Here is a 15298-nt window from a genome sequence, read left to right on the forward strand (position 1 = left end):
TTTTCGGAGCGGCCTGGTTTTGTCAGCTATTGGCGGCCGGCGGCAACTCGAACAGTGTGGCGCCGTTCTCCCGCCCCCGGTCGACATAGCCGATCACGCGGAACCATTTCGCGACGTCGGGCCGGTCCAGCCAGCTGCGCGAATGTATGGGAAGGTTGCCGGCAAGCGCCTGGACATGCCGGATGTGCCGCTTGCAAAAGCGGACCGTCGCGGCGTTGAAGAAATCCTCCTGCGCTGCAAACAGCGAATCGGCGGCGTCCGCGTGCTCATGCCAGGCGATGATCGCCACCGTCCTGTCGTCCCGCACGAGCGCATGCGCCCGGCCTTCCTTCAGGTTCATCATCAGATTGTCATAGGCGCTTTTGCTGTCCTTGCCGGCCGCCACATACTCGTCCGACATTCGCTTGGACAGGTCTCGGAAAACACTTTCCAGATCTCCGACCGTCGCAGCGCGTGCTCTCATTTCTCCTCCTGACAGCCCGCTGGCAGTTTGCCCCAAGGAAGGACGATCACCAAGAAAACCAAATCCCCGATCCGGGCGACGCGCGCAATCTCATTTCGCACGGAAGGCCTCGACCGCTGATCACACTCGCATATCAGCGTCGGCTTGAGATCACATTTCCGCTGCGCCATCTTGAAGACCCTGCAGCTTTGGCACCACTGCCGCCCCGATGACTTGGGTTGCCTTGGAGCGGCAGGAAAAAAGCGCATCGTTGAATTCCTCGCCCGCCTGCCATAAAAGGCGCAAGTTTTCGACCGGCCTGAGGCTGCAGCGTTAGGAGTGTGCATTGACGTCGAGCAGGCCGATCCTGGTCACCGGCGCGGCCGGCTTCATAGGCTTTCACCTCTGCCGCCGGCTGCTCGCCGAAGGCCGGCAGGTTGTCGGCCTCGACTCCATGAACGAGTACTACGACGTCGCCCTGAAGCAGGCGCGGCTGGAGCGGCTGAAAGCGTTCGCGAATTTTCGTTTCGAGCATGTCGATCTCGCCGACCGCGACGGCATCTCGGCGGTCTTTGCCTCGGCCGCGCCGGAGATCGTCGTCAATCTCGCCGCACAGGCGGGCGTTCGCTATTCGCTGGTCAACCCGCACGCTTACGCGCAAAGCAATCTCAACGGCTTCCTCAATATTCTCGAAGGGTGCCGGCAGGCCTCGGTCGGCCACCTCGTCTATGCGTCGTCGAGCTCGATCTATGGCGGCAGCACGCGCATGCCGTTCTCCGTGCATGATTCCGCCGACCATCCCCTCAGCCTTTATGCCGCCAGCAAGAAGGCGAACGAGCTGATGGCCCACACCTACAGCCATCTGTTCGGGCTGCCGACGACGGGCTTGCGCTTCTTCACCGTCTACGGTCCGTGGGGCCGGCCCGACATGGCCTTGTTCATCTTCACCAAGGCCATCCTCGCCGGCCAGCCGATCGATGTCTTCAACCATGGCAACATGCAACGCGATTTCACTTACATCGACGACATCGTAGAGGGGGTCGTCCGCGTCATGCAGCATCCCGCGACGCCCAATCCTGATTGGACAAGTGCAGCGCCGGATCCCGCGACAAGCAATGCGCCGTTCAGGATACACAACATCGGCGACAGCTCGCCCGTCGAGCTGAGCCGGCTGATCGACGTGCTGGAAGAAGCGCTTGGGCGCAAGGCCATACGCAATCTGATGCCGCTCCAGCCGGGCGACGTACTGGCGACTTATGCCGATGTCACCTCGCTCGAGGAGGTGATCGGCTTCAAGCCCGGTATCCCGGTCGAGATCGGCGTCCCGCGCTTCGTGGAATGGTATCGGGATTTCTACCAGGTCTGAGCGCAGGCAAACCGGGCTCGCTGCCCGTTCAGTCGGCCTGGCGTGCCTGCCTGTCGATCCAGAGCGCGATCAGCGTGCAGGCGGCGCCCGAAAGCAGATAGGCGCCGGCGGCGATGAGGCCGAAAGTGCCGGCCAGCAGCAGCGCGGCAAGCGGCGCGAAGCCGGCGCCGAACATCCAGGCCAGGTCCGACGTCACCGCCGAGCCGGTATAGCGGTGCCGGCGCGAGAAGCTCGACGCCACGACTCCCGAGGATTGCCCGAAGCTTAGGCCCAGCAGGATGAAGCCCAGCACCATGAACACCGTCTCGCCGACGGTGCCGCCATTGAGAAGCTGCGGGGCAAAGCCGCTGAAAGCGGCGATGGCGACGGCGCCGCCACCGAGCAGGGCGCGGCGTCCGACCCGGTCGGCCAGCGGACCCGACGCGACGATCGCCGCGATGCCGAACAGCGCGCTCACCGCTTCGATCATCAGGAAGCGCTCCGGACCCTCGTTGGTGAACAGGAACACCCAGGACAGCGGAAACACCGTCACCATGTGGAACAGGGCGAAGCTCGCCAGCGGCGCGAAGGCGCCGACGATGACGTTGCGACCTTCCGTGCTGATCATGTCCCTGATGCGGGTCGGCTGCAGGTCGCCGCTCTCGTAGAGTTTCGAGAATTCGGGCGTCACCACGATGCGCAACCTTGCAAACAGCGCCACCACATTGATGGCGAAGGCGACGAAGAAGGGATATCGCCAGCCCCAGGCGAAGAAGTCTTCGGCCGAGAGGTTGGCGACGAAGAAGGCAAACAGCGAGCTAGCCACGATAAGCCCGATCGGCGCGCCGAGCTGCGGGATCATCGCATAGATGCCGCGCCGGTTCTGCGGCGCGTTCAGCGCCAAAAGCGAGGGCAGTCCGTCCCATGTCCCGCCGAGTGCCAGGCCCTGCAGGAATCTGGTAAGCCCCAGCAGCCAGGCGGCGACTGCGCCGACATCCTCATAGGAGGGCAGGAACGCCATGGCGACCGTCGAGGTGCCGAGCAGGAACAGCGCGATCGTCAGCTTGGCGCCGCGGCCGTAGGCGCGGTCGATCGCCATGAACAGCACGGTGCCGAACGGGCGCGCGATGAAGGCCAGCGCGAAGATGGCGAAGGAATAGAGTGTCCCAACCAGCGGATCGTGCGTTGGAAACACAAGCCTGGGGAACACGATCACGGAGGCGATCGCGTAAACGAAGAAATCGAAGAACTCCGACGTTCTGCCGATGATCACGCCGACGGCGATATCGCCGGCGCTGACCTGGCCGTGATGCGAGCCGATCAGCCTGCTGTCAGTTTCGGCAGTCGAAGTTTCAGCCATCTTGTCCGTTGCCACCGAGCTCGTCCGGGACGTGCCCGGTCCGCGATGCGATTGTCACTCCATAATGCGTGGCCAGTTTCGTCAAAGCCGTCCCGACTGGGCATTGGACAAATTGTCCAATGTCGTTGCGCTGCCGGCGGCAGTAGCCGTTGGTCCATATCGCATCGCAACCTGCAAAGACCTGCTGCAGGCCCATCGAGGGCAGCGTTTGATGAAACGATCCGGAGTCTTGCTTCTGTTTCCGCTGGCCGTGCTGCTCAGCGGCTGCGACTTCGTCGTGCTGGCGCCCGCGGGCGACGTGGCAGTGCAGCAGCGCGATCTGCTCGTCATCTCGACCCTGCTGATGCTGCTCATCATCGTGCCCGTCATGGTGCTGACCGTGTTCTTTGCCTGGCGTTACCGGCAATCGAGCACGAAGGCGACCTACACGCCAGACTGGGACCATTCGACCAAGCTGGAGCTGGTGATCTGGGCGGCGCCACTGCTCATCATCATATGCCTTGGCGCGCTCACCTGGCTCGGAACGCATCTGCTCGATCCCTATCGGCGCATCGACCGGATCGAGGCTGGACAGCCGGTCACGCAGAGCCATAAGCCGCTCAAGGTCGAGGTCGTCGCGCTCGATTGGAAATGGCTCTTCATCTATCCGGATTACGGCATTGCCTCCGTCAACGATCTCGCCGCGCCAGTCAACCAGCCGATCGACTTCCGCATCACCTCGTCTACGGTGATGAACTCCTTCTACATTCCCGCCCTTGCCGGGCAGATCTACGCCATGCCGGGCATGGAGACGAAGCTGCACGCCGTCATCAACCGTCCGGGCACCTATACCGGCTTCTCGGCCAATTACAGCGGCGCAGGCTTCTCCGGCATGCGCTTCGCCTTCCACGGCCTCTCCGACCAGGCCTTCGGCGAGTGGATGACGCAGGTCAAGAGCGCGCAGGCCACGCTCAGCCGCGAGACCTATCTCGCGCTCGAACGTCCGAGCGAGAACGAGCCCGTCCGCCACTATGCCTCCGTTGATCCCGACCTCTACGGCGCCATCCTCAATCTATGCATCGAGCGCGGCAAGATGTGCATGAACGAGATGATGTCGATAGACGCCAAGGGCGGTCTTGGCCTGGCCGGTGTGCGCAACACCCTGCCGCTGCAATATGACAAGCTTGCCCGGCGCGGGGCGGTGTTCGGCAACGATCCGTCCTATGTCGCAAGCATCTGCACGGCGGAGGAAGCCGCCGCCGCTGCGCGCGCGGCCCATAATGACGATGACAGCGGTTGGCCGCTCCGGGACCTGTCTCCGCTACGCGGCGTCGGCCTGCTTGCGCCCGGCGCGGGCAGCCGCCGCGCCGACGCCGGCGCGCCGTCGCTCGGCCTGCTGCGCTTCGAATTGTGAGGGATGGCGGATGCCTGAGACGCTGACCAAATTCATCTTCGGCCGCCTGACCCTGGAGTCGCTGCCACTGCACGAGCCGATCGTCGTCGTCACCTTCGTCGTGGTGGCGCTCGGCGGTCTCGCGATTCTCGGCGCGGTCACCTATTTCAAGCTCTGGGGCTATTTGTGGCGCGAATGGTTCACCAGCGTCGACCACAAGAAGATCGGCATCATGTATATGGTGCTCGGCCTCGTCATGCTTTTGCGCGGCTTTTCCGATGCCATCATGATGCGCCTGCAGCAGGCCATCGCCTTCAACGGCTCAGAGGGCTATCTCAACGCCCATCACTACGACCAGATCTTCACCGCCCATGGCGTGATCATGATCTTCTTCGTGGCGATGCCCTTCGTCACCGGACTGATGAACTTCGTCGTGCCGCTGCAGATCGGCGCGCGCGACGTCTCGTTCCCCTTCCTCAACAATTTCAGCTTCTGGATGACGGTCGGCGGCGCCATCCTGGTCATGGCCTCGCTGTTCGTCGGCGAGTTCGCCCGCACCGGCTGGCTGGCTTATCCGCCGCTCTCGGGCATCAACTACAGTCCCGACGTCGGCGTCGATTATTACATATGGGCGCTGCAGGTGGCCGGCGTCGGCACGACCCTGTCCGGCATCAACCTGATCTGCACCATCATCAAGATGCGCGCGCCCGGCATGACGATGATGCGCATGCCCGTCTTCACCTGGACCTCGCTCTGCACCAACGTGCTGATCGTGGCCTCCTTCCCGGTGCTGACGGCAGTGTTGACGCTTTTGGCGCTCGACCGTTATGTCGGCACCAACTTCTTCACCAACGACTTCGGCGGCAACCCGATGATGTATGTGAACCTCATCTGGATATGGGGTCACCCGGAAGTCTACATCCTCATCCTGCCGCTGTTCGGGGTCTTCTCCGAGGTCACCTCGACCTTCTCCGGCAAGCGCCTGTTCGGCTACACCTCGATGGTCTACGCCACGGTGGTCATCACCATCCTGTCGTATCTCGTCTGGCTGCACCACTTCTTCACCATGGGCTCCGGCGCCAGCGTTAATTCCTTCTTCGGCATCACCACGATGATCATCTCGATCCCGACAGGGGCGAAGATATTCAACTGGCTTTTCACCATGTATCGCGGCCGCATCCGCTTCGAGCTGCCGATGATGTGGACCGTGGCCTTCATGCTCACCTTCGTCGTCGGCGGTATGACCGGCGTGCTGCTTGCGGTGCCGCCGGCCGACTTCGTCTTGCACAACAGCCTGTTCCTGATCGCGCATTTCCATAACGTCATCATCGGCGGCGTGCTGTTCGGCCTGTTCGCCGGCATCGCCTATTGGTGGCCGAAGGCCTTCGGCTTCAAGCTCGACCCGTTCTGGGGCAAGGTCTCGTTCTGGTGCTGGGTGCTCGGCTTCTGGTTCGCCTTCATGCCGCTCTACATCCTCGGCCTGATGGGCGTGACGCGCCGCATGCGGGTCTTCGACGATCCGTCGCTGCAGATCTGGTTCGTCATTGCCGGCTTCGGCGCGGCGCTGATCGCCTGCGGCATCGCCGCCTTCCTGGTGCAGATCTTCGTCTCCATCCGCAAGCGGGCCGAGCTGGTCGATGTCACCGGCGATCCCTGGGGCGGCCGCACGCTCGAATGGTCGACCTCTTCGCCGCCGCCGGCCTACAATTTCGCTTTCACCCCCGTCATCCGCGACAACGACGCCTGGTGGGACATGAAGAAGGCCGGCTACCGGCGCCCGCTCTCCGGCTTCAGGCCGATCCACATGCCGAGCAACACCGGCACGGGGGTGATCCTCGCCGCGCTCAGCGTCGCGCTCGGCTTCGGCCTGATCTGGTACATGTGGTGGCTGGCGGCGCTGAGCTTCGTCTGCCTGATCGCCACCGCGATCGGCCACACTTTCAACTATCACCGCGACTTCGACATCCCGGCAGCCGAGGTCGCGCTAACGGAAGAGGCGAGGACCAAGCTCCTCGCCGGTCAGGGGGCTAGCGCTTGAGCATGGCATTGACGACGATCACGGCCGACGCCGAACCGGTCTTCCACCTGGAGGAGGAGCATGCGCACGCCGAAGGCGGCAGCACCATGCTCGGCTTCTGGCTCTATCTGATGAGCGACTGTCTGATCTTCGCCATGCTGTTCGCGGCCTTCGGCGTGCTCGGCGGCAATTACGCGGCCGGCCCGGCACCGAAGGACCTGTTCGATCTCGGTCTGGTGGCGGTCAACACCACCATGCTGCTCTTGTCCTCGATCACCTATGGCTTTGCCATGCTGACCATGGACAAGGGCCGCGTCGGCGCGACACAGAGCTGGCTTGCCGTGACCATGCTGTTCGGCCTGGCGTTCCTCTCCATCGAGCTCTACGAATTCGCGCATATGATTCGTGAGGGTGCGACGCCGCAGCGCAGCGCCTTCCTGTCGTCCTTCTTCACGCTGGTCGGCACGCACGGCCTGCACGTCACCTTCGGCATCGTCTGGATGGTGACGCTGATGGTGCAGGTCGCCCGATACGGGCTCATCAAGGCCAACCGCCGCCGGCTTATGTGCCTCTCGATGTTCTGGCACTTCCTCGACGTCGTCTGGATCGGCGTCTTCACCTTCGTCTATCTGATGGGGATGCTCAGATGAGCGCTCATGATCATGCCGATCACGACCTCGTGCATGGCGGCGCTGCGCACGGGTCGTTGAAGGGCTACCTGATCGGCTTCGTCCTGTCGGTGATCCTCACCGCCATCCCGTTCTGGATGGTCATGACTGGCGCCATCGACAACAAGCAGGCGACAGCCATCATCATCATGGCCTTCGCGGTGGTGCAGATCGTGGTGCACATGGTCTTCTTCCTGCACATGAACCCCGCTTCGGAAGGCGGATGGTCGATGCTGGCGCTCATCTTCACGGTGATTCTCGTCGTCATCGTGCTGAGCGGCTCGCTCTGGGTGATGTACCACCTCAACGCCAACATGATGCCCGGGCTCCATGAGATGCGGGAGATGCCATGAACCTTGTGTCGGGCGCGGGGAGGGCCAAAGTCGAGGCAAAAGACATGATCGGCCGGGCAGGCACTGGCCCTCATGCCACCTCGAAGGGCTCCGCGTCGCGATTCTTGGCGGTGCTGCTTGGGCTTCTCGGCGTCCTGGTGTTTCTCGGGCTCGGCATCTGGCAGCTGGAAAGGCGGGTCTGGAAGCTCGACCTCATCGCCCGCGTCGATCAGCGCATCCATGCTCCGGTCGTCGATGCGCCTGGCCCCGGGGCATGGGCTGATATCAACACGGACGGCTACGAATACCGCCATGTGCGGCTGGCCGGACAGTTTCAAGGCGTCAACACGCTGGTGCAGGCGGTGACCGAGCTCGGCGGCGGCTATTGGGTGCTGACGCCGATGCGCGACGACCGTGGTTTCACGATCCTCGTCAACCGGGGCTTCATCCCGCAGGAGCGCAAGGCGGAGTTCGAGCAGGAAAATGCCGCGCTCACCTCGCCGGCGACGGTCGACGGGCTGTTGCGCATCAGCGAGCCCGGCGGCGGCTTCCTGCGCAGCAACGATCCGGCTGCCGATCGCTGGTATTCGCGCGACGTCGCGGCAATCGCCAAGGCGCGCGGCCTGACCGACGTCGCGCCCTATTTCGTCGATGCCGGGGCGTCCGGGGGCGATAGCTGGCCGCGCGGCGGCCTCACCGTCGTCAAGTTTCGCAACTCCCACCTTGTCTACGCTTTGACCTGGTTTGCCCTGGCGGGGATGCTGGCGATGGCGCTTGCCAGGCCGATTCTCGCCGGCCGCGGCCAGCGGGAGGCGCCAAGATGAACATCTCGATCGCGCGGTTTCATCACGGCAAGCCGATCCTGACGGTTCCGTCCACCGGCCAGGGAGGCTCGGCTTCGAACCCCGACGTCACGAACAGGAAGAACCTGCTCCTCCTCATCCAGTTGCGCTGGCTGGCGGTGGCGGGGCAGGTGCTGACCATCCTGGTGACGCAATATTGGTTCGCCATCCCGCTGCCGCTCACCGAGATGGCCGGCGTCGTGCTTTTCCTCGTCGGGCTCAACATCTTCAGCCTGCTCGCGCTGCGCGGCAATCGCCGCATCTCCAACGCGCAGCTCTTCGTCGCGCTGATCTTCGACATGGCGGCGCTGACGACGCAGCTTTACCTGAGCGGCGGCGCCTCGAATCCGTTCGTGTCGCTCTACCTCCTGCAGATCACGCTCGGCGCCGCGCTGCTGACGCCGTGGTCGACCTGGATCCTGGTCGTGGCGGCTTCGGCCTGTTTCGTCTTCCTCATCTTCGTCTTCCAGCCGATCGCCATCCCGCATCACGGCGGCAGCGACCTCCTGGCGCTGCATCTGCGCGGCATGTTCATCTGCTTCGTGCTCGCGGCCGGCCTGATCGTCATCTTCATGACGCGCATCAACCGCAACCTGCGCGAACGCGATGCCTATCTCGCCGACCTGCGCCAGCGCTCGGCCGAGGAAGACCACATCGTGCGCATGGGCCTGCTAGCCTCAGGCGCCGCGCATGAGTTGGGCACGCCGCTCGCAACCATTTCGGTCATCCTATCCGACTGGCGCCAGATGCGCGGCGTCAAGCGCAGCCGCGAGCTTTCCGAGGACGTGGCCGAGATGCAGGCGCAGATCGAGCGCTGCAAAAGCATCGTCACGGGCATCCTCATGTCTTCCGGTCAGGCGCGAGGCGAGGGCACGATCCGCACCACGATCCGCCACTTCCTCGACGATCTGGTGCAGGAATGGCGCGTCAGCCGCCAGCCCATCAAGCTGGATTACCGCAACGGTTTCGAGCCGGACGAACAGATCGTGTCCGACACGGCGCTGAAACAAATGATCTTTAACGTGCTCGACAATGCGCAGGAAGCGTCGCACGATTGGGTCGGCATCACTGCCGAGCGGCAGGATGAGAAGCTGGTACTCTCCGTCGAGGATCGCGGACCGGGTTTCGACAAGGATATTCTGGCCGCGCTCGGCCAGCCCTATATGTCGAGCAAGGGGCGTCCGGGCGGTGGCCTGGGTCTTTTCCTGGTGTTCAATGTCATGCGCAAGCTCGGAGGCGACGTTTCGGCGCGCAACATGGCCGAGGGCGCCTGCGTTACCCTTTCGCTGCCGCTGGCGGCGCTGACCAATGGAGGCGGTCGTGAAATCTGATCGATCCTTGTTTGTCGTCGAGGACGACACGACTTTCGCGCGGACGCTCAAACGTTCCTTTGAAAAGCGCGGCTACGACGTAGTCGTCTCCCATGACCGGGAGGCGCTGCTGGTCGCGCTGGAAACGGCCGTTCCGGCCTATGCCGTCGTCGATCTCAAGCTCGGAGCGGGATCGGGGCTCGAATGCGTCAAGTTGCTCAGCGCCCGCAATCCGTCGATGCGGATCGTCGTGCTGACGGGATTTGCCAGCATCGCCACGGCGGTCGAGGCGATCAAGCTCGGCGCGTGCCATTACCTGGCCAAGCCCGCCAACACCGACGACATCGAAGCCGCCTTCGGCCGCGCCGAGGGCGACGTTTCGGTGCCGCTCACCAGCCGCCCCACCTCGATCAAGAACCTGGAATGGGAGCGCATCCACGAAACGCTGGTCGAGACCGGCTTCAACATCTCCGAAACCGCGCGCCGGCTCGGCCTGCATCGGCGCACGCTCGCCCGCAAGCTCGAGAAGCGTGTGGTGCAGTAGGCGAGCGTCGGCGATTACCCGACGGCCACGCCCAGCACCGAGACACAGTCGCCGGCCTTGACAAGGCCGGGGAAGTGACGCGCGGCGAGCAGCCCGGACATCCTGGCCCTGATTTCCTGCGGCGCCTGGCCGGTGCGGCCGACCGGATAGATGCGCGCGACCACCTGGCTCTCTTCCACGGATTCGCCGAGATCGACCATGGTTTCGATCATGCCGTCCTCCTCGGCGAAGGCGAAGCAATCGCCCGACGGCATGTCCAGCCACTGAGTTCTGCCTTTCTCGACCGCACCGTCGACGATCCCGGCGTGGCGCAGCACGTTGAGGATGCCGCGCCGGGCGATCCGCACCGTCTCGGCGCGGGAGGTTCCGCCGCCGCCGAGCTCGGTGGTGACGAAGACCTTGCCCATCTCCTCGGCGGCCGTGTCATACATGCCGACCGCGTCGATCTCGGTCATGCGCATGGAAAACGGCGCCGAGAAGGCCTCGACGGCGGCGAAGGCCTTTTTCTCCTGCGTCTTGTCGGCGAGTGTATGCGCGGCGCAGAAGGGTACGAAATCCAGCGTCTTGCCGCCGGAATGGAAGTCGAACACGATGTCCGCCCGCGGTAGCAACTCACGCTGGAAATAGTCGGCGATCTTCTCCGTTACCGTGCCGTCCGGCCGTCCGGGGAAGGAGCGGTTCATGTTGCCCTTGTCGATCGGCGAGGTGCGCGTGCCGGCGCGGAAAGCCGGATAGTTCATCGCCGGCACGATGATGACCGTGCCGGAGACATTTTTCGGGTCGAGTGTGCGGGCGAGATCATAGAGCGCCAGCGGGCCCTCATACTCGTCGCCGTGATTGCCGCCGGTGAGCAGCGCCGTCGAACCCTTGCCGTTTCGCACGACGCAGACCGGGATCATCACCGAGCCCCAGGCCGAATCGTCGCGGCTGTAGGGCAGGCGCAGGAAGCCGTGCTGGATGCCGTCGCGCTCGAAGTCGACAGTCGGCGTGATCGGCGACGGACGCAAAGCGGACATCGGCCTCAGTCCTTCACGAAAAGCTTGCGCGGCACGTTGGCCAGGCATTCGACGCCGGTCTCGGTGATGAGGATCGATTCGGTGATCTCCAGCCCCATCGTTTCCAGCCACAGGCCGGTCATGAAGTGGAAAGTCATGCCGGGCTTGAGCTCGGTGCGGTCGCCGGGGCGCAGGCTCATGGTACGCTCGCCCCAGTCCGGCGGATAGGAGATACCGATCGGGTAGCCGGTGCGGTTGTCCTTGACGATGCCGTATTTCTTCAGGACGGCGAAGAAAGCATTGGCGATGTCCTCGCAGGTGTTGCCGGGCTTGGCGGCGGAAAGCCCGGCCTCCATGCCTTCCAGCGTCGCCTTCTCCGCGTCGAGGAAGGCCTGCGTCGGCTTGCCGAGGAACACCGTGCGTGACAGCGGGCAATGGTAGCGGTTGTAGCAGCCGGCGATCTCGAAGAACGTGCCTTCGTTCGCCTTCATCGGCTTGTCGTCCCAGGTGAGATGCGGCGCCGAGGCATCGGCGCCCGAAGGCAAGAGCGGGACGATCGCCGGATAGTCGCCCCCGATCCCCTCCACACCGCGCGTGCCGGCATCGTAGATTTCGGCGACCAGGTCGCATTTGCGCATGCCGACCTCGATCTTGTCGACGATGCGCGTGTGCATGGCTTCGACGATGCGGGCGGCCTTGCGCATATAGTCGATCTCGGTCGGGCTCTTTACGGCGCGCTGCCAGTTGACCAGCGCGGTGGCGTCGACGAAACGGGCATTGGGCAGGTGCTTCTGCAGCGAGGCGAAGGCAGCGGCGGAGAACCAGTAATTGTCCATCTCGACGCCGATGCTGAGCTTGTCCCAGCGGCGCTCGGCAAGCACGCTGGCGAGGTAATCCATCGGATGCCGCTCGGTCGACTGCACATAGTGGTCGGCGTAGCCGATGATGTTGTCATGGGCGAGATAGGCGGTGCGCTTGGCGCCGTTGGCGTCCTGGCCGCGGCCGTACCAGACCGGCTCGCCGGAAGGCGGCACGATGACCGCCTGATGCACATAGAAGGACCAGCCGTCATAGCCAGTCAGCCAGGCCATGTTGGAAGGATCGCTGACGATCAGCAGATCGACGCCCTTGGCCTCCATGGCCTTCCGTGTCTTGGCAAGGCGCTCCGCATATTCGCCGCGCGAGAATTTCAAATTTGGTTGCATTGTTCTTGGTCCTCGTTTGTTGGGCCTATTTCTGTTTGAGCGTGATCTTTTCGGAAAACCGGTTCCCGCTTTTCCGGATCACGCTCCGGCCAGGTATCAGCTTTCAAAAATCGTTCCGGCGTTCGCCGCCCGCGCACGGTCGCGGGCTAACGTGGCAATTGCGGTGTCCTGCACGCCGGTGCCGGTGAGGTCGGCGATGGTGATGTCGCTCGCTGAGCGCCGGCCGGGCTTGTCCCCGGCGATGATCTGGCCGAGTTCGGTGACCTCGGCGTCGGCGGCCATAACGCCCGCATCGATGGCGTGGTGGAGCTCGCCGAGGCGCCGTGTCTGCTTGGCGCTGTCGGCGACATAGACATCGGCCATGCGCAGGATCGCCGGCGCGATCTCGTTCTTGTGCTCGGCATCCGAGCCCATGGCGGTGATATGCTGGCCGGCGGAGACGAAACCGGCTTTGATCAGCGGTTCGGTCGAAGGCGTCGTGGTCACGATGATGTCGGCGCCGGCTGCCGCCTTCGCCGCATCCGGTTCGGCGCGCACCAATATGCCCAGCTTCCCTCGCAGGCGCGCGGCTGTCGCTTCAGCCTTGGCGGCGTCGCGCGCCCAGATGCGTGCCTCCTCGATCGGCCGCACGAGGCGCAGCGCTTCGAGCTGCAGCCCGGCCTGCACGCCGGCGCCGAAGATCGCCGCGACCTTGGAATCTTCGCGCGACAGATGCCTCGCCGCGACCGCGCCGGCGGCCGCCGTGCGGATATCGGTCAGATAGCCGTTGTCGAGCAGCAACGCCTCGATCAGGCCGGTCTTCGCCGACAGCAGCACCATCATGCCGTTGACGCTGGGCAGGCCAAGCTTCGGATTGTCGAAAAAGCCGGGGCTGATCTTGATCGCGAAGCCGTCGATGCCGGGCACATAGGCGGTCTTCACATCGACCTCGCCGCGATGCTCGGGAATGTCGAGCCTCAAGATTGGCGGCATCGCCACCGGCAGCGTGGCCAAGGCGCGAAAGGCGTTCTCGACGCAGGCGACCGCTTCCAGATCGAGCCTCACGATCTTGCGCAGCTCCGCTTCGGTGAGGATGGTCATGCGGCTCATGCTGCGCGCTCCGCGATTGCCTCGCCGCAGATGATGCGGCGGTGCAGGCCCATGTCGATGTTGCGGCCTGAGAGGATGAGAACCGTGGAGCCGCTCACTTTGACCCTTCCGGCAAGCAGCGCGCCGATGCTGACGGCGCCCGCGCCCTCGACGATCTCGCGCTCCTCTTCATAGGCATGGCGGATGCCGGCGGCGATCTCGTCCTCGGAAAGCAGGATCACGTCATCGAGCAGGCCGCGGCACATGGCGAAGGTCAGCCGGTTATCGAGCCCGATGCCGCCGCCGAGCGAATCCGCCAGCGTCGGCAGTTCCTCGACCTGCACCGGACGGCCGGCGTCGAGGCTGGCTTTCATCGCAGCACCGCGCGCCATCGAGATGCCGATGACATTGGTGCGCGGGCTCACGCCTTTGACGGCCGCCGCCACGCCAGCCGCCAGCCCGCCGCCGGAGAGCGGCACCAGCACGCTTGCCGCATCCGGAACCTGCTCCATGATTTCCAGTCCGAGCGTGCCTTGTCCGGCGATGATGTCGGGATGGTCGAAGGGCGGCAGCATGACAAGCCCTTCCTCCGCCACCAGCCTGTCGACTTCCTCCTGCGCGTCGTCCTGGCTGTTGCCGATGATGCGGATATCCGCGCCGAGGCGACGGATCGCGTCGAGCTTGTTTTCCGGTACCAGCCGCGACATGCAGATCACCGCGCGCATGCCTTCGAGCTTTGCCGCATGAGCCAGCGCTCGGCCGTGATTGCCGGTCGAGGCGGCAACGACGCCGCGCGATTTCTCGTCCGCGCTCAGTGCTGCAATCGCGTTGGAGGCGCCGCGCAGCTTGAAGGCACCGGTGGTCTGGTGATGCTCCAGCTTGAGGCGAACCGGATGGCCCGCGCGGTCCGACAGGCTTTGCGACATCACGCAAGGCGTCCGCTCGACTTTGCCGGCAATGCGTTCGCGCGCGGCGCGAATATGCTGAAGCTCGACAGTCATTTCGGTCATGGCCATTTCGTTCACTGCGCCAGCGGCTTCGTCCACAGCCGGCCGAATTCAGGTCGCGCCGCGTCGTCGCCGCAGAGCCGCAGGCAGTTCCAGGCGCTGGCCTGGTTGCTGGTGACGACCGGACGCCCGATCGCCTCCTCCATGCCTGGAACCGCCAGCGCGGCGCGCAGCGCGGTGCACGAGACGAACAGCGCATCGGCCTGCGCATGCATGACTTTGCGCGCCAGTTCGACCAGAGACGCCGGCGTGATGCGCGCCATTTCGCGGTCGTCCTCGAAACCGAGGCATGAGAAGCTCTGGATGTCGAAGCCATGCGCCGCGAAATAGGCGGCCATCGGCCGGCTGGTTTCGACGGTATAGGGCGTGAGGATGCTGATGCGCTTCACCCCGAAGGCGTTCAGGCCGCGCACGCCAGCCATCGGCGGCGTGACCACGGGCACGCCGGGCTTGGCCGCATGGATCGCCTGCTCGATCTCGGCGTCGCCGATCACCACGGAAGCGGACGTGCAGGAGTAGCACACGGCATCGAGCGTCTCGTCCGGCAGGATCAGTGCCGCGCCCGCCGACAGCGACGGCTGCATCTTGCGCAAGTTCTCCGGCGTCGTCGGGTTGGCATAGGGGATGCGTGCGACATAGACGCCGATCCGCTCGCTCGCCACCATGCGGCGGAAGTCCACTTCGCTGGTATGGTCGGTCGCAAGCGCAATCAGTCCAACCCGCTTTTCCAGCGGACGCGCGTCCAGCGTGGGGCGCGCCGTTTCGAGGCGGATATTGGGCAATTCTTTCAT

At 64.3% G+C, this 15298-nt stretch carries 15 protein-coding genes; 8 read left to right on the top strand and 7 right to left on the bottom strand.

Going from position 1 to position 15298, the window contains the following annotated elements; translation table 11 throughout:
• Positions 1 to 22 precede the first annotated feature (22 nt).
• Entirely contained in the window at positions 23 to 463 is a 441-nt protein-coding gene (locus ACVMIM_RS08295) for a hypothetical protein (protein ID WP_278047487.1), read from the bottom strand.
• A 325-nt stretch (positions 464 to 788) separates the two neighbouring features.
• On the opposite strand from ACVMIM_RS08295, the gene ACVMIM_RS08300 reads away from it, so the two are divergent.
• A complete protein-coding gene (locus ACVMIM_RS08300; RefSeq protein ID WP_476111537.1) occupies positions 789 to 1808 on the top strand; it encodes an NAD-dependent epimerase in 1020 nt (339 codons plus the stop codon).
• Between the two features lie 28 nt (positions 1809 to 1836).
• Here ACVMIM_RS08300 and ACVMIM_RS08305 read toward each other — a convergent pair whose 3' ends face one another.
• Positions 1837 to 3147 (bottom strand): MFS transporter, encoded by a 1311-nt coding sequence (locus ACVMIM_RS08305; protein ID WP_476111538.1) that lies wholly within the window; start codon positions 3145 to 3147, stop codon positions 1837 to 1839.
• 211 nt (positions 3148 to 3358) lie between these two features.
• Between ACVMIM_RS08305 and cyoA the strand changes: the two genes are divergently transcribed.
• The 7 genes from cyoA to ACVMIM_RS08340 are packed head-to-tail and all read left to right on the top strand — an operon-like array spanning position 3359 to position 10232.
• Complete coding sequence (cyoA, locus tag ACVMIM_RS08310; protein ID WP_476111539.1) at positions 3359 to 4540, top strand: ubiquinol oxidase subunit II; 1182 nt, start codon at positions 3359 to 3361, stop codon at positions 4538 to 4540.
• Between the two features lie 10 nt (positions 4541 to 4550).
• Positions 4551 to 6557, top strand: coding sequence for a cytochrome o ubiquinol oxidase subunit I (gene cyoB / locus ACVMIM_RS08315; protein WP_476111540.1), 2007 nt, complete (start codon positions 4551 to 4553; stop codon positions 6555 to 6557).
• A gap of 2 nt (positions 6558 to 6559) precedes the next feature.
• A complete protein-coding gene (cyoC, locus tag ACVMIM_RS08320) occupies positions 6560 to 7186 on the top strand; it encodes a cytochrome o ubiquinol oxidase subunit III (protein ID WP_476117144.1) in 627 nt (208 codons plus the stop codon).
• Positions 7183 to 7557, top strand: a complete 375-nt coding sequence (cyoD, locus tag ACVMIM_RS08325; RefSeq protein ID WP_040994200.1) for a cytochrome o ubiquinol oxidase subunit IV — start codon at positions 7183 to 7185, stop codon at positions 7555 to 7557. The genes cyoC and cyoD overlap by 4 nt, the downstream gene beginning before the upstream one ends.
• Positions 7554 to 8360: an SURF1 family protein gene (locus ACVMIM_RS08330; RefSeq protein WP_476111541.1), complete on the top strand. Its 807-nt coding sequence runs from the start codon at positions 7554 to 7556 to the stop codon at positions 8358 to 8360. Before cyoD ends, ACVMIM_RS08330 begins: the two co-directional genes overlap by 4 nt.
• Positions 8357 to 9709 carry an ATP-binding protein gene (locus ACVMIM_RS08335; RefSeq protein ID WP_476111542.1) on the top strand — a complete coding sequence of 451 codons (1353 nt, stop codon included), beginning with the start codon at positions 8357 to 8359 and terminating at the stop codon, positions 9707 to 9709. The genes ACVMIM_RS08330 and ACVMIM_RS08335 overlap by 4 nt, the downstream gene beginning before the upstream one ends.
• Positions 9699 to 10232, top strand: a complete 534-nt coding sequence (locus tag ACVMIM_RS08340; RefSeq protein WP_476111543.1) for a response regulator transcription factor — start codon at positions 9699 to 9701, stop codon at positions 10230 to 10232. Before ACVMIM_RS08335 ends, ACVMIM_RS08340 begins: the two co-directional genes overlap by 11 nt.
• A 14-nt stretch (positions 10233 to 10246) precedes the next feature.
• Here ACVMIM_RS08340 and doeB read toward each other — a convergent pair whose 3' ends face one another.
• From doeB to eutA, 5 genes are all read right to left on the bottom strand, one after another.
• The gene (gene doeB, locus ACVMIM_RS08345) at positions 10247 to 11248 is read right to left on the bottom strand and encodes a N(2)-acetyl-L-2,4-diaminobutanoate deacetylase DoeB (protein WP_476111544.1); all 1002 of its coding nucleotides are present in this window, start codon (positions 11246 to 11248) and stop codon (positions 10247 to 10249) included.
• A gap of 5 nt (positions 11249 to 11253) precedes the next feature.
• A complete protein-coding gene (gene doeA / locus ACVMIM_RS08350; RefSeq protein WP_476111545.1) occupies positions 11254 to 12432 on the bottom strand; it encodes an ectoine hydrolase DoeA in 1179 nt (392 codons plus the stop codon).
• Positions 12433 to 12528: 96 nt separating this feature from the next.
• Entirely contained in the window at positions 12529 to 13521 is a 993-nt protein-coding gene (gene eutC / locus ACVMIM_RS08355) for an ectoine utilization protein EutC (protein ID WP_476111546.1), read from the bottom strand.
• Positions 13518 to 14510 carry a hydroxyectoine utilization dehydratase EutB gene (eutB, locus tag ACVMIM_RS08360; RefSeq protein WP_476111547.1) on the bottom strand — a complete coding sequence of 331 codons (993 nt, stop codon included), beginning with the start codon at positions 14508 to 14510 and terminating at the stop codon, positions 13518 to 13520. The genes eutC and eutB overlap by 4 nt, the downstream gene beginning before the upstream one ends.
• 11 nt (positions 14511 to 14521) lie before the next feature.
• Entirely contained in the window at positions 14522 to 15298 is a 777-nt protein-coding gene (gene eutA, locus ACVMIM_RS08365) for an ectoine utilization protein EutA (protein WP_476117146.1), read from the bottom strand.

The organism is Mesorhizobium sp. USDA 4413 (assembly GCF_056280365.1).